At 74.8% G+C, this 23413-nt stretch carries 20 protein-coding genes; 7 read left to right on the forward strand and 13 right to left on the reverse strand.

The features are described 5' to 3' along the window. Positions 1 to 345: 345 nt before the first annotated feature. The 4 genes from ACIP5W_RS17335 to ACIP5W_RS17350 all read right to left on the reverse strand — a co-directional run bounded on the left by ACIP5W_RS17335 (position 346) and on the right by ACIP5W_RS17350 (position 6922). Entirely contained in the window at positions 346 to 2838 is a 2493-nt protein-coding gene (locus ACIP5W_RS17335) for an alpha/beta fold hydrolase (protein WP_401473473.1), read from the reverse strand. Further along, positions 2811 to 4595, reverse strand: coding sequence for an N-acetylglutaminylglutamine amidotransferase (locus ACIP5W_RS17340; RefSeq protein WP_401473476.1), 1785 nt, complete (start codon positions 4593 to 4595; stop codon positions 2811 to 2813). Before ACIP5W_RS17340 ends, ACIP5W_RS17335 begins: the two co-directional genes overlap by 28 nt. Positions 4596 to 4764: 169 nt before the next feature. Then, positions 4765 to 5958 (reverse strand): glutamate--cysteine ligase, encoded by a 1194-nt coding sequence (locus ACIP5W_RS17345; RefSeq protein WP_401473479.1) that lies wholly within the window; start codon positions 5956 to 5958, stop codon positions 4765 to 4767. A gap of 418 nt (positions 5959 to 6376) precedes the next feature. Continuing rightward, a complete protein-coding gene (locus ACIP5W_RS17350; protein ID WP_401473482.1) occupies positions 6377 to 6922 on the reverse strand; it encodes a DUF1360 domain-containing protein in 546 nt (181 codons plus the stop codon). Between the two features lie 543 nt (positions 6923 to 7465). Between ACIP5W_RS17350 and ACIP5W_RS17355 the strand changes: the two genes are divergently transcribed. Further along, positions 7466 to 7726, forward strand: a complete 261-nt coding sequence (locus ACIP5W_RS17355) for a hypothetical protein (protein ID WP_401473485.1) — start codon at positions 7466 to 7468, stop codon at positions 7724 to 7726. 2 nt (positions 7727 to 7728) lie between these two features. Next, on the forward strand, positions 7729 to 7908 hold the full coding sequence (locus ACIP5W_RS17360) for a DUF6480 family protein (protein WP_401473488.1): 180 nt from the start codon (positions 7729 to 7731) through the stop codon (positions 7906 to 7908). 186 nt (positions 7909 to 8094) lie between these two features. Here the strand turns inward: ACIP5W_RS17360 and ACIP5W_RS17365 are convergent, their stop codons facing one another. Beyond that, complete coding sequence (locus ACIP5W_RS17365; RefSeq protein WP_401473491.1) at positions 8095 to 10152, reverse strand: glycosyltransferase family 4 protein; 2058 nt, start codon at positions 10150 to 10152, stop codon at positions 8095 to 8097. A gap of 284 nt (positions 10153 to 10436) precedes the next feature. On the opposite strand from ACIP5W_RS17365, the gene ACIP5W_RS17370 reads away from it, so the two are divergent. Then, positions 10437 to 11774 (forward strand): nucleotide disphospho-sugar-binding domain-containing protein, encoded by a 1338-nt coding sequence (locus ACIP5W_RS17370; protein WP_401473494.1) that lies wholly within the window; start codon positions 10437 to 10439, stop codon positions 11772 to 11774. Positions 11775 to 11788: 14 nt separating this feature from the next. Here the strand turns inward: ACIP5W_RS17370 and ACIP5W_RS17375 are convergent, their stop codons facing one another. Both ACIP5W_RS17375 and ACIP5W_RS17380 read right to left on the reverse strand, forming a co-directional pair. Next, the gene (locus ACIP5W_RS17375; protein ID WP_401473497.1) at positions 11789 to 12562 is read right to left on the reverse strand and encodes a YqjF family protein; all 774 of its coding nucleotides are present in this window, start codon (positions 12560 to 12562) and stop codon (positions 11789 to 11791) included. Positions 12563 to 12809: 247 nt separating this feature from the next. Next, positions 12810 to 13481, reverse strand: coding sequence for an SDR family NAD(P)-dependent oxidoreductase (locus ACIP5W_RS17380; protein WP_401473500.1), 672 nt, complete (start codon positions 13479 to 13481; stop codon positions 12810 to 12812). A 267-nt stretch (positions 13482 to 13748) separates the two neighbouring features. Here ACIP5W_RS17380 and ACIP5W_RS17385 point away from each other — a divergent pair, with 267 nt between their 5' ends. Further along, entirely contained in the window at positions 13749 to 15239 is a 1491-nt protein-coding gene (locus ACIP5W_RS17385; protein ID WP_401473503.1) for a cryptochrome/photolyase family protein, read from the forward strand. 204 nt (positions 15240 to 15443) lie between these two features. Here the strand turns inward: ACIP5W_RS17385 and ACIP5W_RS17390 are convergent, their stop codons facing one another. The 3 genes from ACIP5W_RS17390 to ACIP5W_RS17400 all read right to left on the reverse strand — a co-directional run bounded on the left by ACIP5W_RS17390 (position 15444) and on the right by ACIP5W_RS17400 (position 17940). Beyond that, complete coding sequence (locus ACIP5W_RS17390; RefSeq protein ID WP_401473505.1) at positions 15444 to 16685, reverse strand: NAD(P)/FAD-dependent oxidoreductase; 1242 nt, start codon at positions 16683 to 16685, stop codon at positions 15444 to 15446. A 368-nt stretch (positions 16686 to 17053) separates the two neighbouring features. Then, the gene (locus ACIP5W_RS17395; RefSeq protein WP_401473508.1) at positions 17054 to 17299 is read right to left on the reverse strand and encodes a hypothetical protein; all 246 of its coding nucleotides are present in this window, start codon (positions 17297 to 17299) and stop codon (positions 17054 to 17056) included. A 143-nt stretch (positions 17300 to 17442) separates the two neighbouring features. Beyond that, positions 17443 to 17940 carry a PaaI family thioesterase gene (locus ACIP5W_RS17400; RefSeq protein WP_401473511.1) on the reverse strand — a complete coding sequence of 166 codons (498 nt, stop codon included), beginning with the start codon at positions 17938 to 17940 and terminating at the stop codon, positions 17443 to 17445. A gap of 93 nt (positions 17941 to 18033) precedes the next feature. Here ACIP5W_RS17400 and ACIP5W_RS17405 point away from each other — a divergent pair, with 93 nt between their 5' ends. Further along, positions 18034 to 18501 carry a winged helix-turn-helix transcriptional regulator gene (locus tag ACIP5W_RS17405; RefSeq protein WP_401473514.1) on the forward strand — a complete coding sequence of 156 codons (468 nt, stop codon included), beginning with the start codon at positions 18034 to 18036 and terminating at the stop codon, positions 18499 to 18501. Positions 18502 to 18682: 181 nt separating this feature from the next. On the opposite strand, the gene ACIP5W_RS17410 is transcribed toward ACIP5W_RS17405, so the two are convergent. After that, complete coding sequence (locus tag ACIP5W_RS17410; protein WP_401473517.1) at positions 18683 to 18976, reverse strand: hypothetical protein; 294 nt, start codon at positions 18974 to 18976, stop codon at positions 18683 to 18685. 101 nt (positions 18977 to 19077) lie between these two features. Further along, positions 19078 to 19665 (reverse strand): rhomboid family intramembrane serine protease, encoded by a 588-nt coding sequence (locus ACIP5W_RS17415; protein ID WP_401473955.1) that lies wholly within the window; start codon positions 19663 to 19665, stop codon positions 19078 to 19080. Between the two features lie 332 nt (positions 19666 to 19997). On the opposite strand from ACIP5W_RS17415, the gene ACIP5W_RS17420 reads away from it, so the two are divergent. Continuing rightward, a complete protein-coding gene (locus ACIP5W_RS17420) occupies positions 19998 to 21416 on the forward strand; it encodes a DEAD/DEAH box helicase (protein ID WP_401473520.1) in 1419 nt (472 codons plus the stop codon). Between the two features lie 56 nt (positions 21417 to 21472). On the opposite strand, the gene ACIP5W_RS17425 is transcribed toward ACIP5W_RS17420, so the two are convergent. Next, entirely contained in the window at positions 21473 to 21811 is a 339-nt protein-coding gene (locus tag ACIP5W_RS17425) for a MerR family transcriptional regulator (protein ID WP_401473523.1), read from the reverse strand. 629 nt (positions 21812 to 22440) lie between these two features. Between ACIP5W_RS17425 and ACIP5W_RS17430 the strand changes: the two genes are divergently transcribed. Then, entirely contained in the window at positions 22441 to 23400 is a 960-nt protein-coding gene (locus tag ACIP5W_RS17430; protein WP_401473526.1) for a Rieske 2Fe-2S domain-containing protein, read from the forward strand. The last annotated feature ends 13 nt before the right edge of the window (positions 23401 to 23413 follow it).

Below are 23413 nucleotides of genomic sequence, written 5' to 3' on the forward strand. Positions count from 1 at the left end.
GGCGTCGACCGCCTGGGAACGAGACAGGGATCCGGGCCGCCTCCGAGTGCCGCGATCGCTTCCACACTAACCCGGCGCATGTGCCGACGAGAGCTTGAGCGGGGTGAGCACATCGTTCCGGCGGCGGGCCTCGCGGGCCGGGCGCCGTCCCAGGGGCGGGCCGCCGTCCGGAACGTTCCGGGACCGGGCCCGCCCGGTGACCGCGGGGGCGTCGACCCGCCGGAGGCGTCCGACGGCCCCGGCACGGGCGTCACCGGCGCGGCCGGGGCCGGAGACGGTCCCGGCCGGTGCGCAGGCGGGCCGGCGGTGCACGGCCGACGCGCCCCGGGACACCTGTCGGCGGGGTCACCTCGCGAGGTGGCGCTCGATCCAGTCGGCCGCGGCCCGGCGGTAGATACGCCGGCTGTCCGCGCGCAGGAAGTCGTGGCCCTCGTTGCGCAGTGTCAGCAGTTCGGCCGCCACTCCGCGCTCGCGGGCCGCGCGCACGAACTGTTCGGATTCGCCGGGCGGCACGTTGGTGTCGTGTTCGCCGTGCACGGCCAGAAGCGGCACCCGGAGCGCGTCGACCGCGGTCATCGGGGACAGCGCGCGGAGCAGTTCGCGGTCGTGTTCCGGGTGGCCGTACTTGTGCGCCGCCGATTCCGCGATCCACGGCTCGGTACCGGCGTAGAAGGTCGCGAAGTCGGACATCCCGCAGGCCGCGACGCCGGTGCGGAAGAGGTCCGGGTGCCGGACCAGGGAGGCCATGACCAGGTAGCCGCCGTACGAGCGTCCCATCACGGCCAGCCGCCGGGGGTCGGCGAGACGGGCCACCACGGCGTGGGCGGCGCAGTCGGCCACGTCCTGGATCGCGGCGAAGCGTCCCGTGCCGAGGTCGGCGTCGACGAACGACCGGCCGTGGCCCGAGGAGCCGCGCACGTCGGGGGCGAAGACGTCCAGGCCCCGGCCCAGCAGCTCGTGGTACAGCGGGTTGAACACCGGCCTCTCCTGCTCCTCCGGCCCGCCGTGGAGATGGATCACGCAGGGCGCCGGTTCTCCGGGCCCCCGGCCCGGAGCGCGGTAGTACCAGCCGCTCAGCGGCAGTCCGTCGCGTGCCGTCAGCCGCACCGGCACGGGACGTACGGGGGGACGACCGGGCGGGACGGCGTCCTCGTCCCGGGACGACCACGGGGTGCGCAGCGCGGCGCCGTCGGAGAGCCACCACACGCCGGGGCGGCGCTGTGACCCGGACAGCGCCAGCACCGGTCCCGCCCGGCTGTCGGCCGGCACGATGCGTGTCACCACTTCGTGCGGCAGCGGCACCGCCCGCGGCGGGCCCACCAGGGCGTCCCCGGTGCCCGCGGCCGGTGTGAGGGCGAGGACCTCCAGCTCGCTCGCGCCGCGGACGTTCCAGGCCAGGGTCGCGGTGTAACCGTCACGGCCGAGGGCCAGCAGTTCCAGTCCGCAGTCCGCGCGCTCGGCGGCGACGACCAGTGCCCGCCCCTCCCCCTCGGAGGAGAGGCGGACGGCGAACAGCGCGGCGAACTCGCGTGCCGCGTCGCTGCGCAGCCACAGGGTCCTGCCGTCCGGCGAGAAACGGCCGACCCACGGATCACCGTCGGCGACCGGCAGCGCGTAGGTGGTCTGCAGGTCGGCGGTGCGGACGACGAGGGCTTCGCGTCGGCCGCGAGGGCCGCGCCGCACCAGTGCGAGCCGTCCGTCCTGGCTGATGTCGCAGACGCGCAGCGTGGCGGCGGCGCGCTCGACCGCCAGCAGGGCGGGGGCCGCCACCCCCTCGGGGTCGACGAGGTAGGCGGCCAGTCCCCCGCCGTCCGGACCGCCCGCGCCGTGCGGGCCGGGGGCTCCCGCGCCACGGCCCGTCGCGACGCCGCCGGGCTCGGCGTCCGTACGCACCCACGCGGCGGGTACGGCGTCCGGGGCGCGGGAGGGAACGGTCCGGGGAGTCCCGTGCCGCGGCGGCCCGGAGGGCACGTCCTGCCGCGGCGGCCCCGGGGCGCTGTCGCCCTCGTCCCTTTCCCCGGGGCGGGGGGCGGGACCGGCGGCCGTGTGGTGCGGGCTGCCCAGCAGGACGGCCCGGCCGTCCCGGGAGGCCCAGCCGGCGGCCCGCGGGGCGGTGTACGTGCCGGGATCGGCGAGGTCTTCGCGGGCGGGCCGCTCCTCCGGGCCGCCCGCGCCCCGCGCGGCGACCGGCTCGGCGACGGTGACGGCCAGCGCCGAGCCGTCGTGCTGCCAGCAGCCGAGGTGCGCCGAGCTGCCCGGTTCGGCACCGGCGAGGAGGCGCCGCCCGGTTCCGTCGGGGCGCACGCACAGCACACGGGTGTGTTCGCCGCCTCCGGGGGCCGTGGTGTAGGCGATCCAGCGGCCGTCCGGCGACCAGGCCACCTCCTTGACCGGGTGGGGGTCGGAGTCGAGCAGGTGCACCTCGTGTCCGTCGACGGGTCCCGTCCACAGCTGCGGCACGCCGCCCCGGTCGCAGATGAACGCGACGAACCTGCCGCTCGGGTCGACCGAGGGGTACCAGCAGCCGTGGGACGTCAGCCGTTGCGGGGTGTCCCGCGGCCCGGCGGTGTCGGGCAGGGGCACGAGCACCGGACTCGTGGCGGCCGGTGCCGGCCCGGCGGCGGCCGGATCGGTGTGGCCACCGGTCGTCGCGGTGCCCGCCCGGGGCGGCGGGCCATCGTTGCGGGACAGCCGCGGCGTCCCCCCGGCGGGGTCGGTGCCCTCAAAGGTGCCGCAGGGCGGGCTCCCGTGCGGGTGCGGCGGGGTTCCCGTCGTCGGGGACGGGGGATGATGCGGCCCCGGCGCCCCGGTCATGTGATTCCGTGCGTCTGCAGCCATGTCTCCAGCAAAGCCACCTGCCACAGCGCGTTCGCCCCACGCCTGGTCCGGTGATCGTCGGGAGCCGACAGAAGCCTGTTCAGGTAGGCGTCCTGGAAGACACCCCGTGACCTGGCCGCGGGGGCGGCCAGCGCCTCGCGGACCCGCTCCAGGACGGGGCCCGCCATGTGCTTGACGGCCGGGACCGGGAAGTAGCCCTTGGGCCGGTCGACGACCTGCGCGGGCAGGACCTCGCGGCCGGCGGCCTTGAGGACTCCCTTGCCGCCGTCGGCGAGTTTCAGCTCCGGCGGGCAGGCGGCGGCGAGCTCCACCAGCTCGTGGTCGAGGAAGGGGACCCTGGCCTCCAGCCCCCAGTCCATGGTCATGTTGTCGACCCGCTTGACGGGGTCGTCGACCAGCATCACATGGGTGTCGAGCCGCAGCGCCGCGTCGAGGGCGGTCTCGGCGCCCGGCTCCGCCATGTGCTCGGTCACGAAGCGGTGGGACACGTCGTGATCGGGCAGCAGATGCGGCTGAAGGACGCCGGCGAGGTCGGCGTGCGAGCGGTCGAAGTACGTGTCGGCGTACCTCTGGGGTTCACTCTGCCTCGGGACCGCGGCCAGGTCCGGGTACCAGTGGTAGCCGGCGAAGACCTCGTCCGCGCCCTGACCGCTCTGGACGACCTTCACCTCCTTCGCCACCTGCTCCGACAGCAGGTGGAAGGCCACCACGTCGTGGCTGGTCATCGGCTCGCTCATCGCCTCGATCGCCGCGTCCAGGGCGGTCGACACGCGGTCCGAGGGCACCATCAGCTGGTGGTGGTCCGTCCCGAAGTGCCGGGCGACCAGGTCCGAGTACGGGAACTCGTCGCCCTCCTCGCCGCCCTCCGACTCGAAGCCCACGCTGAACGTCGCGAGGTCGCGCTGTCCTTCGTCGGCCAGCAGCGCCACGATCAGGCTGGAGTCGAGGCCGCCCGACAGGAGAACGCCCACGGGCACGTCGGCGACCATCCGACGCCGTACCGCGGTGCGCAGCGCGTCGAGCACCGCGTCCCGCCAGTCGTCCGGGCCCAGGTGCGCGTACTCGTCCCGGCGGGTGTACGACGGCTGCCAGTAGCGGATGTCGCGGTGGCGGCCGTCGGGCTCCACGACGCGCACGGTGGCCGGGGGCAGCTTGCGCACGCCCGCGAGGACGGTGCGGGGTGCGGCCACCGTGGCGTGCCAGCTCATGTACTGGTGCAGCGCGACGGGGTCGAGCGAGGTGTCGACGCCGCCCCCGGCGAGGAGCGCCGGCAGCGAGGACGCGAAGCGCAGCCGTCCCGGGTCCTGGGTGAGGTAGAGCGGCTTGATGCCCAGCCGGTCACGTACCAGGACGATTCGTCCGGTGGCCTGTTCGACGATGACGAAGGCGAACATGCCGTACAGGCGGTCGACGCAGGCGGTCCCCCACTGCTGGTACGCCTTGAGCACCACCTCGGTGTCGGAGCCGGAGAAGAAGCTGTGGCCCAGACCGCGCAGTTCGTCACGCAGTTCCCGGTAGTTGTAGATGCAGCCGTTGAAGACACCGGCGATCCGCGCCGCGGGGTCGGTCATCGGCTGCGCCCCGCACTCCGACAGGTCGATGATCTTCAACCGGCGGTGGCCCAGCGCGACGGCGCCCTGCGACCACAGCCCTCTGCCGTCCGGTCCCCTGGCGGCGAGCCGGTCGGTCATGCGCTCGACCGCCGCCAGGTCGGGTCGTCCGCCGTCGAAGCGGACCTCTCCGCTGAGGCCGCACATCAGATCCCACCCCCTCGCCGGGCGCCGTCGGCCCGGCGCGACGTGGTCGCAGGCGGGTCCCCGGGCGAGCACGAGTACGTGGACGAGCCGGTTCGGTGCGGGGTGGTACTGCTGCTGGGCATGGTGAACTGGTCTCCTCTGTTCGTTCCGTCGGCGCGGCCGCGGGGTGTCAGCCGCGCAGGGTCGCCTGCCGGTCCGGCACCGGGCCCTCTGCCCGAGCGGCACCGGTCGTCGCGACGGGCCGGCCTGCGGCCGCCGCTGCGGGCCGCTGCCTGCGCCCGCCGCGGGTCTCCTCGACCAGGGTCTCGACGCCGGCGAGGAGACCTTCCTCCTCGACGACCCCGCGCAGACGGTGCGCGGCGCTTCCGCGGGCCAGGGCTTCTTCCATGAGGACGCATACGGTGTCCCAGTCGCCGGCGGCCTCCAGGGCCGGGCGCAGTCGCCGGAGCATGGCGCGGAGCACGGCGGGAGCGGGCGCGGCGAGGCCGGTGACGGGGTCGACCAGGGGGCCCTCCAGAGCAGTCCGGGCCGCCCGCCAGTTCGCGGCCCGCAGCCCTTCGTGCCGGCCGTCGCAGTCCTGGGCGCCCGGCTGCTCCAGCCGGGCACGCGCGTCCTCGACCAGGGCGCGGAACAGCCCGGCCACGAGGACGACCGTCTCGGCACGCGGGCAGGCGTCGCAGATGCGCAGCTCCAGCGTCCGCTGGTGGTCGGACGGCCGTACGTCGTAGTACACCATCCCCGGATCGCTGATCACCCCGGAGCGGACGAGGTCCGAGACGGCGGCGTCGTAGTCCTCGGCCCGGGTGAAGCAGCCGGCCGGTCCCGCGGTGGGCCACCGCTGCCACAGCATCGTGCGCCAGCCGGCGTATCCGGTGTCCGCCCCCAGCCAGAAGGGCGAGCTGGCGGACAGGGCGAGCAGCGGGGGCAGCCAGGGCGAGACGGCACACATGATCCGTACGGCCGTGTCGCGATCGGGCACGTCGACGTGGACCTGTGCGCTGCAGACCAGGTGCTCGTCGGCGACCTGCCGGTACTCGTCGGCCATGTGCCGGTAGCGGGGGTCGGCGGTCGTGTCGCCGGTGCTCACCCGCGCGAGCGGCACGGTCCCGGCCGCCACGACGGCCAGTCCGAGGGGGGAGGCCGCCGCGTCGAGCCGCAGCCGCGCCTTGACGATGTCGGCGTGCAGGGAGTCCAGCGAGGAGTGCACCCGGCTGTTCCATTCGACGGCCGACTGCTGCAGCTCCGCGGTGAAATCAGGTCTGCGGCGCAGCCGGCCAAGGACCTCGCCCGCACGCGGCACGAGCAGCCCGCTCTCGATGTCCAGGACATGGAATTCTTCCTCTACCCCTATGCGAACGGCCACGGCTCTCCCTTTTCCACCGGATTTCCACCGGACGATCGGCCGCCCGGTCGGAGACCCGCGGCGATCAGTGCCCACGCCGAGTTCCCGGCACATGGGCCGCTTAGTCTTCACCAGTGCACTCGTGCCGCGATCCGGCAGGCGGAGGACGTGCTGCCGGGGTCTCCCCGCGGTGCCCGGGCCGGTCCTGGCCGGCTCGCCGGACCGCGCGGTACCGCACGCGGGCGGTCCTGTGCGGCTGGCCCGTCACCGCAGACGGTGGACGTCACCGGCGGCCGGGACGTTCGTCCGGGAACTGGTACGGCACCTGTCCGACTGACGGGGCGGGACACCGCGTCGGTCACGACGCGCACCCCCGTGGAACCCGTGACCGGGACGCCGGTGTGACCGGAAGCGAGGGTGCCGAAAGGCGCGGCGGGGGCTACTCGCCGCCGGTGACCTTGTCCGTCAGGGCGCCGTAGGCCGGTTGCAGCGCGTCCGCCCCGGCCAGTGCGGTGAGCGCCCCCATGGCCGTCCGCGTGGCACGCGGCCAGAGCAGCCGGCCTGCGGTCAGGGTCGAGGCCCCCCAGACGCTCGTGCAGAACGGGCAGGTCATCAGCTCGCCGACGGCGTCCTTGCCGTCGTCGGCGCGCGCTTCCTCGTGCAGTTCGGCCGGGCCCTGCGGACCGACGTACCGCGTGAAGGGAGCCCTGAGCGGACTGGTCACCGACGCCTTGCTCAGCAGCCGGCCGAGCCGGAAGGCGGCCAGCGCGGTCAGGATCACGTCCCAGGGCTCCGGCCGGTCGGGCGGGGGGCTCCGCCGCAGCCGTACCGCCGTCGCCCAGGCCGCCGTGTACGCCCCGAATCCCGCCATGGCCGCGAGATAGCCGCCCAGCGGCCGGTCGTGCCCGGCCGAGTAGTCGCGCTGCACGCCCCGGAGAAGTCCCTCCAGGCGTCCGGTGAGGCGGCTGCCGGCTGCTGTGCCCATGGTTCGCGCCCGTTCCTGTCCCGCCGTGTTCGCGGGTCGGTTCCGTCACCCGTGTCCGTGTCCGTGTGCGCTCGCCGTTCCGGTTCCGGGTCGCCCGAGGGGCCGGGCCCGAGAACGCGGACATCAGGCGGTCGCCGTACGGCTGCCGGCGTCCGGGTCCCCGCCAGGGGATCCGGCAAACGGGGGCGGGGAGAGGCTCCGGGCACGAGGACACCCGGGACAGGGGCGGGGCGGGGGAAGGCGGGCTCTCGTTCCGGCTCGGGGTTCGGAACGAGAGCCCTTGTCCCCTGCACAGAACACTTCGCCGGGAGTTCCGGGAACGGATGCGCCCCGGCCGAATTCACCCGTTCGGCGGTACGGCGGCGTCGGACGGGCCGGGCCCGGCACTCTTGGCGTCCGGGGGTTCCGCGCACCCCGAGGGCCGGTGAGCAGACGCATCCGAGTGGCGTCCTCGGATAGAAATGGTCGTGAACTACATCCCTTTATGCGGCTTTTGTTCCAGCCGGACGGGATACGACTCTTCCGACCGCCCGAGGAGAATTCATGATCGTCAAGAAGCTGCACGAGGCCGGCGTCACGAGCGAGCACGCCTACCTGGCGGCCACCGCCTCGATCGGCCTGTCCCTCGTGTCCTGGCTCGCCTCCAGCAGGAACGAGAGCCTGGAGCGCGCCGACCGCTGGGGCATCTTCGTCGGCGAGTGGGCTCCCACGTTCTTCGGTCTGGGTCTCGCCCTGGCGAACTACGAGGAGCGGAAGTCGACCCGCGCCGACGGGGCCCCCTCCGGTTCCCTCCACGAGGTGTGACCATGAGCGAGCCACTGCCTCCTCCCGGCGAGACCCCTCCCGTGGAGGGATCGACCGCCGAGGCGCACCGCGAACGACCGGACGGCGGCATCTGGGAGCACCCGCGCATCTGGCTGTTCCTGATCACGGCCGGCTGCCTGCTCGTCGCCGCGTTCTTCCTGGTGCGCGTCATCACTTTGTGAGGCGGCCCCGGCACCCCGACGGCCCGCCCGTACCACCGGGCGGGCCGTCTCTTCCGGGCCCCGCGGCATCCGGCCCCCGCGGCATCCGAGCCCCGCGCCATCCGGGCGCAGCGCACTCGCCCGCCGTCCCGCGTCGCCCGGCGCAGTGCCCTCGTCGGGCGCAGCACATCCACCCGGCGGCGGCCGTCACGCGTCGGCGGAGCCGCGCGGCGTCGCCCGGTACTCGGCGGCCAGGGCCTCCGCCATGTCCGCCACCGAGTAGCGGGTCGTCACCGTCTCCCGGGCGGCGCGCGCCAGGTCGGCGCGCCGGTCCTCGGGCAGGGACGCCAGCCGGTGCAGGCCGCGGGCCAGGCCGGAGGCGGACGAGGTGTCGAGCAGGATGCCGTTGACGCCGTCGCGCAGATAGTGCGCCACTCCCCCGCGGAGCGGGCCCGCGGCCGGCAGTCCCGCCTCCATCGCTTCCAGTACGGCGATCCCGAACTCCTCCTTGACGCTCGGGCACACGTACCAGGTCGGCACGCCGTTGCCGCTGTCGGCCAGGGCCCGCTCCAGGCGTCTCACCTCGTCGTTCGGCATGGCGGGGAGCATCGCGAGGCGCCGTGTCGCCGCCACCTGCCCGGCTGGCAGGGCGCTGAGCGTGTCGCGCATCCGCTGTTCGGCCGGGGTGGGGCGGTCCGTGCCTCCTCCGACGAGGACCAGCGTGGTCGTACGCCACAGCTCCGTCGTGAGCCAGGTGCGCACCAGCAGGTCCTGCTGTTTGACCGGGTGGAGCCGTCCCACGCACAGCAGCAGCGGGAGACTCCGGTCGGCCGGCGCGAGCGCGTCGGGCCGGCCGCCGTCGGCGAACAGGTCGTCCAGCATCCGCCGCCGCAGTGACACCTCGTCGGCCGCCGGTACGTACGGGGCGATTCCCTCGGGCGGTGCGGGCGGTCCCGTGGGGCCGTACCGGTCGCCGAGAACGGGGAAGTGACGGAGCAGGTCACTGGTGCCGGGGCGGCCGGGGATGCCGATCACGGTGTCGGCCCGGTCCACCAGGCGGTCGGCGCAGAAGACGCGGTGCAGATCGCCGCGCAGCAGTTCCGCGCGCTCCGGGTCCCGGGGGCCGGCCTGGGCGTACTTCCGTACCAGGTTGCGGTGGGGATCGGGGGTCGCGGTGAAGAACAGGCGTCCTCCCGTCCGGGCGGTCGCCTGCGCGAGGGCCAGGCTGCCGTCGTCGGCGTACCGCACGTGCACGACGTCGACGGGGCGGGGCAGGGCGCCCAGGAGGCGGGTGGCCCACCAGGCGAGTGCGGCGCGGTGCTCGGGCCAGGCGTCCGGCTGGGGCGGCCCGGGCGCGTCGACGGGCAGGCGCAGCACCCAGTGGCCGGGGCCGCGCCCCCGCAGGAGACGGGGGTCGCGGGCCAGACCGTCGAGGCCCGCGGTCACCACCGTCACCACGCCGGCGATGCCGTCGCTGAGGGCGAGTCGGGCGCCGAGTCCGCCCAGCAGGACGGACATGCCGCCGCTCAGTCCCTGTCCCGGTGTGTCCAGGTCGCCCTGGAGCATGGTCTGCGCGACGACGATGCCGGGGTCCTGCCAGGTGTCCTCGGTGAGGGTGCCGGGAGGGTCGAGGAGCAGCCGCTCGTAGGCATCCGTCGCGGCGTCGGCGACGGGCAGGTGGGCGGCGCCGTCGGGAAGCCGGTGCAGGTAGCGCCAGAGGGCGTGGCGGGCGCGCCGGTCGGCGGGCCCGGCGAGTGCCGCGGCCTCGGCCGCGGACAGGGGGCGCAGGTCCGCCGTTTCGGCGCAGTCCAGCAGGAACGCGGTGCGCGCGGCGACGGGCGCACCGCGCAGCAGCATGTGGCGCAGCGTCTCCTCGGCGTACCGCGCGCCGTGGCGGCGCACGGTGTCGGGCCACATCTCGGCCAGGACCGCACCGAGCCTCGGCCCGCCGTGGGCGTGGGCGAGCAGGGCCTCGGGGGTGAGCGGAACGGCGAGGCGGCAGGCCCGTCGCAGGGAGGCGACGGCCGTGTCCTCGCGGCTGAGCGCGGGCGCCGGGCCGTGCGGGACGGGGCGCGGGCCGAGCCCGTACTCGGCCTCCAGCAGCATCGCCAGCTCACCGCCGGGGTGCCGGCCCGTGGCGGTACCCGGCCCGTCCGCGCGCGTGCCGCGGAAGAAGACGGCCCGCGCGGCGGCGAGCAGGTCTGGATCCTCATGGGACGGCGTTGCCGCCGTGGTGTCCCACGGCGGCGCTGAGGAGGCGGACACTCTGGTCTCCTTCGTGCGGAACGGACGACGTTGCGAGTTCTGCCGGGGGGCTTCACCCGGATGCACCCGCTCCCGGCGCGCGCTCCGGCGGGCGGCCCTGCCGCGCCCTGGCCGCGTCCCGCCGTTCTCCGCCGTATTCTGCCGTTCTCCGCCGTATTCTGCCTTGGCGCGGCCTGTCCCGCACCGCACCGTGCCGTCCCGCACCGCACCGCACCGCACCGCACCGCACCGCACCGTCGAGGATCCGCCGCATCCGTGGCACCGCGCCACGACGAAAGAGTGGTATGCCGCGCATTGTGATCATCAGCCCGCCGTTCTTCTCCCACGCCCGCCCCCTGTCCGTCCTGGCGGCCGCCCTGCGGGCGCGGGGGGCGGACGTGCACTTCGCGTGCTCGGAGGCGTTCGAGGATCTCGCGGTCCGCGCCGGTGCCCGGTTCGTGCCGCTGACCGTGACGCGCAACGCGAACACGGGCGTGGCGGAGGCCACGGAGCAGGAGGCCGCGGAGGCGGCCCGGCTGGACGAGTTCCTCGAGGCCACCCGGCACGGCGCGGTTCCCGCCCTGATGACGCAGGCCCGCCACCGCCGGGCCGACATGCTGGCCGACCCGGCGAGCGTGCTCGCGCAGCTGCGGGCCCTCGACGAGCGGTTGCGCCCCGACTGGTACGTGGTGGACCAGCTCAGTTACGCGGTGACGCTCGGCCTGCACTGTCTGGGGGTGCGGTACGCGACGTTCTGCCCGGGGCACCCGACCTACGTCCTCGCGGGTCCCGACAGCTACTTCGGCGTGCCCTACGACTGGCCCGCCGCCCTGCGGCCCGACCCGCGGCGACTGGCCGGCCTGACGGCCGCGGCCCGCGAGAACGACGACGCGTTCACGGCGCTGTTCGAGACGTTCGTCCGGACCGAGGCGCCCGACGCCCCCGCCCCGGGCCGCGCCTTCGCGCTGACGTCGCCCGACGCGGTCGTGTACTCCTACCCGGAACTGCCCTGGCTGCCCGTGCCGCCGGCGGGCCCGGACCACGTGTACGCGGGACACATGGTCGGTGCCGTCGAGCCGTTGGACGACGACTGGTCGCGGCGGCTGCGACGGCTGCGGGAACGGGCCGAGCGGGTCGTCCTCGTCGCGCTCGGGACCTTCCTGAGCGCCCGCGACGACGTTCTGCGGGCCGTCGTGTCCGGGGTGGTGGACGGCACCGACAGCACAGCCGTCGTCGTGGCGGCGGGCCGGCGGACGGCCGCCCTCGCGGATCTGGCCGGCGACCGCGTCGTGGTGGCGCCGTCCGTCCCGCAGCAGTCCCTGCTCGCCCACGTGGACGCGATGGTCCACCACGGGGGCAACAACTCGTTCACCGAATGCCTGCGGTTCGGGGTCCCCGCGCTGGTCCTTCCGTTCTCCAGCGACCAGTTCGCCGTCGCGCGCGACGCGGAACGCTCCGGCGTCGGGGTCGTACGGGACCCGAACACCCTGTCCCCCCGCGACGTGCCGGCGGTGCTGCACTTCCTGACCACGACCGTACGCGACCGCATGGGGCGGTGGGCCCGGCAGGCCGGTGAGCACGGCCCGGACCATGCGGCCGCCCGGCTCCTGGCCGTCATGGGCGAGCCGGTCCCCGCGCGCTGAGGGGCCGGCACCCCTCACCTCGCACGGCCCGGCGCGGGCAGCGCCACGGGCGTACCGAACCGCACCGGGACACCGGGCGCGTACAGGACGCTGTCGGGTTCCGCGCGCACCGGAGGGACCCCCGCCGCGGCGAGGAGGGAGGCGTCCCAGTCGAGAAGGTCGCAGCGCCGGAAGGTCCACACCGGGTGGGCGTTGGGCAGGTAGTACGTCTTCGTCGGCCCGCGTTCGTGCAGTCCCCAGCGGTGGGTCAGGAACTCGTCCAGCGGCCGGGGCCTCACCGTGTCGTCCGACACCTGGACCCGCACCCGGCCGCTCGGGTGCTCGTGCGCCCGGCCCCGGGTGCGGTACACCAGACGCCGCCCGTGCCACTGCCGGGACACGCGGGCCCACCGGTAGGGCAGCCCGAAGGCCGCCCGCGCGGCGAGGACCGGCAGCAGCCGGTCGCAGTCGAGCGAGCGGAAGACGACACCGCGCCGGCCGAGCGCGTCACGGCTGTACAGGCGCACGTTGACCTCGTTGAACGTGCCCAGGTACGGCAGCGGCGGGCCGTTGCCGAAAGCGAGGTCCTCCATGCGGAAGAACACCAGGCCCGCGTAGGCGCGGCCGCGGTACAGGTCCGGGACCGTCCCGGGCGGCAGGAGGCGGGCGACGTCGAAGGGGTCGACCTCCCAGTGCAGGAACACCAGGTCGCGCCAGAACTGTCGGAACAGCACACGGCGCAGGCGGCGAGGAGCGAGTGGGGTCAGCGACTCCACGCCGCCGGTGTACCGTTCGCCGCGATCGCTCATCACGCATTCCTTCCGGCAGACGACGGTCCCGCGGGCGCGGCGACGCCGCCCGGCGTCCGGCCCGACCCGTGGATCATTCGGCCGAAAGCACCGGGACGGTTGCACCGGCGAGGCGGGCACCCGTTCCCGGCGCGGAGTGCGGGGTGCGGGGTGCGGGCCGACGCGTCGGGCCGCAGCGGCCGCAGGCCCACGGGGCTCGGAACGGTTCGAGCGGGACGCCCCGGTCCGCCCTCCCGGTAGGCCGCCGTCACCGGGTGGACGGCACACGGGACGCCGCCAGGGCGTCGACGATCATGTCCACCGCCTCGTCGACCGTGCGCCCCGGGGGCAGGGCGGGCGGGCGGCCGGCCACGGCGCGTTCCGCGAACCCGGACTCCACGTGCGGCAACCGGATGTCCAGGACCGCCGTACCGGTGCGCCGGCGCTCACGGCGGACCGACGTCAGCCAGGCCGCCAGCGCCGCCTTGGACGCGGTGTAGTCGGCCATGCCGGCCGGTGCGGCGTCCACGACGACGCCGGTCACCGCGGCGAGGGTGCCGCCCGGCGGTACGACGGTGAGCGCCGCGCGGAGGAAGGCGACGGGAGCGAGGGCGTTGACCGTCAGCAGGTGCTCGGCGACCGTGTCGCCGACCGCCTCGGCCGGACCGAACCCCGCGGCCCCGACGCACACCACCACCGTGTCCAGACCGCCCAGCACGTCGACCGCCCAGGGGATCGTGCGGGCACAGCCGTCCAGGTCGTAGGCGTCGAAGCGACGGGCCGGCGCACCGCCGCAGGCGGCGGAGACCCGTGCCAGGGAGGCCGGGTCACGGCCCGCGACGGCGACCCGCGCGCCGAGTCCGTACAGCCGCTCTGCGAGGGCCGCGCCGATGGCGCCGGTGGCGCCGGGCACGAGGACGCGATCACCGTTCGCCTCCACCGGCCACCTCCTGTCCCGGCACGCCTGGCCGGACGTACGACCGCCGGCTCCGGCAGGTCCATGGTCTCGTCCGGCGTCGCCGCCGCTCACGACGGAGCCGATGCTCCGTCCCGTCCGCTTCCGTCACCACTTCGCAGGACGGGGGGCGAGCGGTTGCAGCGTCTTCGTGGTTGCATCCGTGACGTGGCCGCGCGGCGAAACGTGGGCGGCGTCCCCGAGCAGGCGGCCCCAGCGGGGGGACGGGCTCGGAGACGAGGAGGAGCTGTCATGACGGTCCCCCACTGGCTGTTCGGTGACCAGCTCGGGCCGCATTTCCTGGCCGGCGGTTCCGACGCGCCCGTGGTGATGATCGAGGCCCGCTCGGTGTTCCGCCGCCGGCGCTTCCACCGGGCCAAGGCGCACCTGGTGCTGTCCGCGATGCGCCACCGTGCGGCGGAACTCGGCGACCGGGTCCGCTACGTGCGCGCCGAGACCTACCGGGAGGGGCTGCGCGAGGCGGTCGGGAACGGTCCGGTGACCGTGCACCACCCGACGTCGTACGCCGCACTGCGGCTGGTGCGGTCACTCGGCTCCGTGACCGTGCTGCCCGCGCGCGGGTTCCTCGTCCCGCACGAGGAGTTCCGTGCCTGGGCCGACGGGCACGGCGGACAGCGGCTGCGGCAGGAGGACTTCTACCGGTGGGTGCGGCGCTCGCACGGCCTGCTGATGGACGGTGACGCTCCGGCGGGCGGCAGGTGGAACCACGACCACGACAACCGCGAGCCGCCGCCCAGGAAGGCGCGCACCCTGGGCGCACCGCCGCCCTACCGGCCGCGGGAGGACGAGATCGACGAGGAGGTGCGGCACGACCTCGACCGCTGGGAGCGCGAGGGCGCGGTGCGCTTCGTCGGCCGGGACGGGCCGCGCCGGTTCCCGGCGTCCCGGCGGGAGGCGCTGGCCGCGCTGCGCCGGTTCGTCGAGCACCGGCTCGCCGGGTTCGGCCCGCACGAGGACGCGATGCTGGCGCGGGACCCGGTGATGAGCCACAGCCTCCTGTCGTCCTCGCTCAACCTCGGGCTGCTGGATCCGGCGCAGTGCGTGGAGCGCGCCGAGGAGGCCTGGCGGGCGGGGCGGGCGCCGGTCAACAGCGTGGAGGGGTTCGTCCGGCAGGTCGCCGGGTGGCGCGAGTACGTCTGGCAGCTGTACTGGTACTTCGGCGAGGACTACCGCCACCGCAACGCCCTGGGGCACACCGAGCGGCTTCCGGAGTGGTTCCTGGAGCTGGACGCCGACGCGGTGCGGGCGCGCTGCCTGTCCACGGCGCTGGCCCAGGTGCGGGACACCGGCTGGACGCACCACATTCCCCGGCTGATGCTGCTCGGCAGTCACGCCCTGCAGCGGGGCTGGGACCCGGCGGCGGTGACGGACTGGTTCCACCGCTGTTTCGTCGACGGCCACGACTGGGTGATGGTCCCCAACGTCGTCGGCATGTCGCAGTACGCCGACGGCGGGCGGATGACGACGAAGCCGTACACGTCGGGCGGCTCCTACGTGCACCGGATGAGCGATCTGTGCGGCGGGTGCGCCTACCGGCCGGGCGACCGGGTGGGCGACCGGGCCTGTCCGTACACCGCCGGGTACTGGGCGTTCCTGCACCGGCACCGGGCCCGCCTGGAGCGCAGTCCGCGGATGGCGCAGCCCGTGCGGGGCCTGGACCGGCTGGCGGACCTGGAGGAGGTGCTGCGCCGGGAACGGGAGCGCGGCGACGGCCCGCCCTGACGGGTGCTGCCCCGCCGCCGCGGATCCTGCGGCAGGGCGGGCCGTCGCCGCGGGCCCGGAAACCGGGCGTCGGCGGACACCGCGGACCCGGCAGCCGGGCGTCCGGCCGACGCGCGGACCCGGCAGCCGGGCGTCCGGCCGACGCGCGGGACCGGAAACCGGAGATCCGGCGACCGTCGCAGAGCCGCGGCAGGGGGTGTGCGGCTACCGCCGCAGGTCCCGCAGCACCTCGCGGGCGGCCCGGGCCCCGGACGCCAGGGCTCCCTGCACGGACCCGGTGGCGCGGTGGTCACCGCACACGTAACGGCCCGGCGCCACACGCGTGGTGCGGGTCAGCGGCCGGGGCGGGGCCATCGCGGGCAGCGCGTCCTCGATCGTCCGGACGGTCAGCAGGTCCCAGCCGTCCGTGCCGGTGCCGTACGCCTCGCCGAGCGCCGCCCGTACGGCGTGCTCCCCGCCCTCCCGGTCCCGGCCCAGGACCGAGGTGGCGACGAGCGCGTGGCCGGGCGGGGCGTAGGCGGGCACGACGTCGCTGAGGACGCAGGTGTTGAGGAAGCGGCGCCGGGTGTCCACGAGGAGCGTCGGCTCGCCGAGCGGGGACCGCGGGGCGGCGTGGTAGTACGTCGTCACCACCCGGTAGTCGGGGAGGCCGACCTCGGGGAGCAGGTCCCTGACGGGTCCGGGGCCGGTGGCGACCACGACGGCCCGTGCGGCGATCTCCCGGCCGCCCGCCGTCAGCGCGCCGTCGTCCGTGAGCCGTTCCACCGGGGTCTCCAGGTGGACCGTGCCGCGCGGCAGGGCGGCCGCCAGGGCTCGCGGTACGGCTCCGATGCCCTCGGCGGGCAGGCACAGGGTGCCGCGCAGCATGCTCCGCCACACGAGGTGGAACACCCGGGCGGAGGTTTCCAGCTCGTCCTCCAGGAAGACCCCCGACAGGAACGGGCGGAAGAACCGCTCGACGAACGCGTCGGAGATCCCCGCGTCCGCGAGCGCCGTGCGGGTGGTGGTGTCCGCGAGCCGTTTGAGCCGGCGGGGCGGAGCCAGCATGTCGCGGGCGGACAGCAGGCCGAGGGCGGCCAGGTCGCGCGGTCCGGCGAGGCGGCCCGGCAACAGGTCGGGCAGCGTGCGCGGACGCCGGGTGGGGTCGCTGAAGCGGAGCCGGCCGGAGGGGCTGTGGATCAGGACGCCGGGGGTGAAGGGCCGCAGCCTCAGGTCCTTCAGAACCAGCCTGCGCCGGACCTGGGGGTAGGACGTGTTGAAGACCTGGAACCCGCGGTCGACGACGAAGTCCTCCACCCGGTCGGAGCGCATCCTGCCGCCGACCTCGTCGCCGGCCTCCACGACCCGTACGGCGACGCCGGCCGCCAGCAGGTCCCCGGCGCAGGCGAGCCCGGCGAGTCCGGCTCCGACCACCAGCACGTCCGTCGCGTCCCTGGCTGCGGACACAAGACCACCTCTCCCACGTCTCGGCGCGGCCGGTGCCGCATCCGTCTGTGTTCCAGGGGTTCCCCGCCCGCGGATGCGACACCGCGCCGTCCGCTCGAACGCCGCCCGTCCGGGCTCGTGGCCCGCGAGGGCGGCCGGCGGCCTCCGGGATGCCGGGATGCCGGGATGCCGGGATGCCGGGTGACCGCGGCCGGCACCGGCGGCGGTCCCCTGCCGCCCGGACGCGCAGTTCCCCGGAGACGGGCTCCGGCCGGACAGGACGCCGGACCGCGTCGGCTGCCGCAGAGCCCGCCCGTCCCGCCGTCGGCCCGCCTCCTACGCCGCCTGGACGCCCCGTCGGGCCACCGGCCCCCGAGCACGGCCCGGGTTCACCCGCGCTCCGCCCGCTCGGCCGCCTCCAGCCGGTCCGACGCCGCGCGTGTCGGCTGCCTGGAGCGGATCAGCCTCGAGGTCTCGACACCGCAGTCCACCACCATGGCCACACCCCCGAGGAACATGAGGACGCGAGGCGGGAGCCACCAGCCCTCCCGTGCCACGGCGAGGCCCATCATGGCCGCCCCCGTCAGCAGAGACCTGCCGGCCCGGCGCAACCACCGTTCGATCCCGTCCCCCATGGGCGTGCCCCTCCCCCTCGCGCGCCCCGGTGGGCGGCCGGCGAGAAGGATACGAGGCGCGGGTGACCGGTTCGGCGCCGCCCGGGACCGGGAGCCGGGACCACCGCCCGGAGTCCTGCGGGAGACCCGGGCACCGCGCTCGCCTACGACGCCAAGGGCACCGGGAAGAGCATGCAGCTGCTGGTGGCGTGGGCGAGCAGACGTTCCGCTCCGTCCACCAACTGCGCTTGTGCCAGGGCGGTCCGGCGGCCCTGGCTGACAACCGTGCCGATGGCCCGCACCGTTCCGGTGTCCACCGTGATCCGCCGCAGGAACTTCACGGTGAGGTCGAGCGAGGTGTAGGCCATGCCCTGCGCGAGGGTGGACTGCACGGCGCAGCCGGCCGCCGAGTCGAGCAGGGTGGCGAAGACGCCGCCGTGCACGCTGCCGATCGGGTTGTAGTGCTCCTCCCCCGGGGTCAGGGAGAACACCGCCCTGCCGGGCTCCACCTCGTCCAGGGTGAAGTCCATGGTGCGGCTGACGGGCGGCCCCGGGAGCCGCCCCGCGCGCAGCTCGCGCAGGAAGTCGATACCGGCCATGCGCCCGGCGGCTTCCGCCAGGATCGCGGGGTCGTCCCACTGATACGTACGCGTTCGTCCCACGAGCCGAGGCCTTCCCGTCTGACTTTTGCAAATGAAGCTAGCCTTCGCCTCACCTGGCTGTCAACGACGAAGCCAGCCCTCTACCATGGCGGAATGAAGTGGCTTGAGGCGAGCACGGAGAACTGCCCCGTCCAGCGCACGCTCGACGTGGTGGGAGAGAAATGGACGTTGCTGATCCTGCGTGACGCCGTCAACGGGGTTCGCCGCTTCGACGACTTCCACCGTCACATCGGCCTGTCGGAAGCCGTTCTCAGCGACCGCCTCCGGAAGCTGGTCTCGGCCGGTGTCCTGAAGGCCGTTCCCTACCGGGAGCCGGGCACCCGCTCCCGCAACGAGTACCGCCTGACCCGCAAGGGCTGGGACCTGTGGCCCGTCCTCATGGCGCTCGGCCAGTGGGGCGAGACCCACGCCCTGGGCGCCGGGGGTCCCGTGCTGGACGTCCGCCACACCGGCTGCGACGCTCCGGTCCGCGTCGTCGTCGAGTGCTCCGCCGACCACTCGGCCCTCACCCCCGGTGAGGTCACCGCCCGGCCGGGACCGGGGGCCCGTCCCCGCTCCTGACAAGGGGCCGTCCGCCTTGCGGGCACTGGCGGGGAGCGCCCCGGCGCCGTCCGCGGGGCGGGGTGGGCGGGGTCCGGACCGACCGGCCCCGCCGGCTCCCCTCGCGGCGGGAATCGGCAGGGCCGGCAGCCGTGGCGGCCGCGCGGCGGCGGCGCGCCGCGCGAAACCCGAACCGCCCCGCTCAGGCGCTCACTTGCCGGCGTGCGGCCATCCTCCGAGGTGCGGCATGGTGCACCACCCCACCGGCATCGGCCGGCCGCCGGTGTCCCAGCCACAGGGACGTCACGGACAACAGGCCGATGAAGACGACCAGGAAGAACACCGACACCCACATCTGCCGGCTCCCCGGGGCCTCCCATCCCGCCCAGGCGGCAGAGGCGGCCCACAGGACGGCCCCACCTGCGTAGACGGGGCGGATGCGCCGCAGCTGCCGGGCGGCACGCACGGATTCGGTGTGATCGTTCTCCGGTGTCATGGCGGCCCAGTACCCCGAAACGCCGCTCCTACCGTCGCGGCACCGCCCGGAATCCTGGCGGGCGACCCGCGCCCGGTCCCAGGGCGGAGCCGGGCGACGGCTCAGCCCTGGCGGTCGGGAGTCCGCCGGAACGCCACCGCCGCGACGACGCCGCCGATCAGGCCGAAGAGATGCCCCTGCCAGCTGACCCCGGTCGCCGTCGGGAGCACGCCCCACAGGATCGAACCGTAGACGGCGCCGACGAGGAGGCCCACCAGCACGTCCCCGACGCGGCGGTCGACGAAGCCGCGGACGACCAGATAGCCGAAGAGGCCGAAGACCACGCCGGAGGCGCCCGCCGTCGTGGAGTACGCCGGTGCCGTGAGCCATACGCCCAGGCCGCTCACCAGGGTGATCAGTGCGGTGACCGCGAGGAAGCGGCGGATGCCGGACAGGGCGGCGAGGAAGCCCATCACCAGCAACGGCAGACTGTTGGCGGCGAGATGGTCGAAGCCGAAGTGCAGGAAGGCGGCGGGCACGACGTCGCGCAACTCGCCGAACTCCCGTGGCGAGATGCCGTAGGAGTCGAGGGCGTGGCCGCTGACCGCGTCGATGATCTCCAGCACCCACAGCAGGGCGACCCACCCCGCGACCAGCACCGCCGCGTCCCGGGCGCGTGCCCGCCGCGACGGCGGTGCGGGCCGCGTCACGCCGTACGCCCCGGCCGGTCCGTTGCGCGCTCCGGCACCGAAGTCCGATCCGTACACCACAGCAGCCCCCTCCGATGCCCTCTCGTCCGTCAATTGTGCCTGACCCGATCGCCTCCTGATCAGCAATCACCGCGGGGAGGAGGGCTGATCGCGTGCGCGGCGCGGGACCCGTCGGTGTCCACGGTGCTGCGGTCGCCGGTACCGGTCGGCCGGTCCGTGGGTGTGCGGGCGGGCGCTGGTAAAATGGGCGAACGCTTTCGACGCCGCCGGGGTCCGTACCAACGGGTACGGACCCCGGCGCGTTGCGGGCGTCACACCGAGGAAGGTTCCCCATGAACGCGAAGCCGCCGGCCCCTGGACTCCCGCACACCGGCACGCACCGGCCGGCGACAGCGCCGCAGGGTGAACTCCCGACGTCCCCGGCCCTCTCCCCCGGCCTGCCGCCGGCCGCGTCCTTCGGCGCGCTCGGCCTCCCGCCGGAGCTGCTGACGACGATGACCGGCCTCGGGGTGACGGAGCCCTTCCCGATCCAGGCGGCGACCCTGCCCGACGCGCTGGCCGGCCGCGACGTCCTCGGCCGGGCACGGACCGGCTCCGGCAAGACGCTGGCCTTCGGCCTCGCCCTCCTCGTCCGTACGGCAGGCCGGCGGGCGGAGCCGAAGCGGCCCCGGGGGCTGGTCCTGGTGCCGACCCGGGAGCTCGCCCAGCAGGTGGGCGAGGCGCTGGAGCCGTACGCACGGGTGCTGGACGTGCGGCTGGCGACGGTGGTCGGAGGCCTGTCGATCAACCGGCAGACGGCGCTGCTGCGGGCCGGCGCCGACGTCGTCGTCGCGACGCCGGGGCGGCTGACCGATCTGCTGTCGCGCCGGGACTGTTTCCTGAACCACGTGCGGGTCACGGTGCTGGACGAGGCGGACCAGATGTGCGACCTGGGTTTCCTGCCCCAGGTCTCGGAGATCCTGGAGCAGATTCCCGCCGACGGGCAGCGGCTGCTGTTCTCGGCCACGCTCGACCGGGGCGTCGACCAGTTGGTGCGGGACCATCTGCACGAGCCGGTCCTCGCGTCGGTCGACCGTTCGGCCGGCTCCGTCGCCACGATGGAGCATCACGTCCTGAACATCCACGCCGCCGACAAGTACGCGACCGCGACGGAGATCGCCGCGCGGGACGGCCGGGTGCTGATGTTCCTGGACACCAAGGCCGCCGTGGACCAGTTCACCCGGCACCTGCGGGCCGCCGGGGTGCGGGCGTCCGCCCTGCACAGCGGGAAGTCGCAGCCCCAACGCACCCACACGCTGGCCCAGTTCAAGAAGGGTGAGGTCACCGTGCTGGTGGCCACCAACGTCGCCGCGCGCGGCATCCACATCGACGCGCTCGACCTCGTCGTCAACGTGGACCCGCCGGCCGACGCCAAGGACTATCTGCACCGGGGCGGGCGTACGGCGCGGGCCGGGGAGTCCGGCAGGGTGGTCACGCTGGTCACGCCCAACGAGCGGCGTGAGGTGAACCGGATGATGTCCGAGGCCGGGATCAGGCCGACGGTCACGCAGGTCCGCTCCGGTGAGGCGGCGCTGACCGCGATCACCGGGGCGAAGCGTCCGCCGGCCGGGGCGAAGGGCAGCGGCGGCAACGCCCCCTTCCGCGGGCTGGGCACCCGTCCGGCCGGCGCCGCCAAGGAGTCCCGCAGGACCGCAGAGGCCCGTAGGACGGCAGAGGCCCGTGCGGCGGCCCGGGTGCGCAGGGGCCGCTGACGGGAGGCGGTCCGGCCCCTCCTCCGCGCCGCGGACCGGGGGGCCGTCGTCGCAGGTCAGGCCGAGGCCCTGCGCCGGTCGGCCTGTTCGCGCAGCTCCTCGTTGATGCGCCTGGCTTCTTCGAGCTGGTCCTCGAGGATGATGATCCGGCAGGCGGCCTCGATGGGGGTGCCGGCGTCGACGAGTTCCCGCGCGCGGGCCGCGATGCGCAGCTGGTACCGGGAGTAGCGACGGTGCCCGCCGCTGGAGCGCAGGGGCGCGATCAGGCGGTTGTCGCCCAGGGCGCGGAGGAAGGCGGGGGTGGTGCCGAGCATGTCGGCGGCCCGGCCGATGGTGTAGGCGGGGTAGTCGTCGTCGTCGAGCGGGTCGAGGGTGCGGGTATCAGCAGGGGGCATAGACCTCTTCTTTCCAAGGACGCGTCGGGGGGCCCTGGACGCTTGTCTGCGTCCAGGGCCCCGAGGTTTCAACACCATCTACCGGCTGACCTGCACCGGCTTCTTTGTTCCGCCTGCCCGCTCCGTGGGCGGGACTGCGGGGATCGCGAATGCGTGACCGTGGACCACCTTCCGATCTGGGGCCTGCGGTACCCGGGCGGTACTCCGTCCTCACCCGGGCGATCCTGATGGCGTCTGCTCCTCACCTCATTCGGTTGCGCGGTGTCGACATGTGCGGTTACTGCGCGGCAGCTCGTCCTGCCGCCTGCTTCGACTTCCTGAGTACGCGCACAACGTTAGTCCCCGCATCCAGCAATGTCTACTGCCGTCACGACAGATTTTCTTCCACCCGAAGGGATCTTCTTCTGTCGCGGCAGCGGCCCTTTCGACGGCTGCCGGACAAGGTGTCCCCAGCTGGTCGGGGCCGCGCACAGCAGAGGGCCCGGGGGTGTCGAGGCCCTGGCCTTCCTCACGGGTGTGCGCCTGGCGGCGGCCCCGTGGGTCGCGGGTTTCAGCGGTCCGGCCGAGAGCGCGGTCGCCGCTTTCCGTCCGCCGTTTGCGACGCCCGCGCTTCGGGGACCCGGCTGCGCATGAACACAACGCCACGACGCCGCCGTCCGAAGCAGAACAGACTGCTGTGGCTCCTGGACCGTCTGGAGCGCAGTCCGCGAGCCGATCCCCTGATCGACACCCTTGGCAACGGAGTACGTGCCCTGCCGCTCGGACGGGGGCGGGACGTGCTGCACGGCCGTTGGCTGGGGCACCCGGTCCATCCGGTGATGGTGCAGGTGCCGATCGGGAGCTGGCTGTCAGCGGCCGTCCTCGACACCCTTCCCGGCCGCTCCCGCGAGGCGGGCCTGCTCGTGGGTGTCGGCCTGGCCACCGCCGCGCCCGCGGCGCTGGCGGGTGCGGTGGACTGGGCGGAACTGCACCGGGAGCAGACCCGCGTGGGACTCGTGCACGCGGTGGCGAATCTCGCCGCCGTCGGCCTCTACGCGGCCTCCCTCACCTGTCGCCTCCGGGGCCGTCCGGCCGCCGGCCGGACCTACGGCTTCCTCGGCATGACGGCGGTCGGGCTAGGAGGCATGCTGGGCGGACACATGGCCTACCGGCAGGCGTCCGGCGCCAACCACGCGGAAGAGGTCCCGCACGTCGTGCGCGCGGGCTGGCACCGGATCGGCGCCGTGGACGAGTTCCCGGTCGAGCAGCCCGTACGTCGTGTCGTGGACGACGTGCCGGTCCTGGTGGTCCGCAGATCCGGCGGGGCCGTCCACGCGCTGGCCGAACGGTGCAGCCATCTCGCGGGTCCGCTGTCCGAGGGCACCTTGTCCGACGGGTGCGTGCGGTGCCCGTGGCACGGCAGCGTCTTCCGGCTCTCCGACGGGTGGAACGTACGCGGCCCGGCCACCGCGCCCCAGCCCGCCTTCGACACCCGGATCCTCGACGGCCACGTCGAGATCCGCCTGCCCCGGCACGACCGGCCGAGGCGCCGGCACGCGAGCGGCGCCGGCGCGGGCGTGGCCGCCGTACTCCGCCGGCACCACGACTGACGTCCACCTGCGC

It is taken from the genome of Streptomyces sp. NPDC088766 (genome assembly GCF_044750845.1).
Taxonomy (GTDB): domain Bacteria; phylum Actinomycetota; class Actinomycetes; order Streptomycetales; family Streptomycetaceae; genus Streptomyces.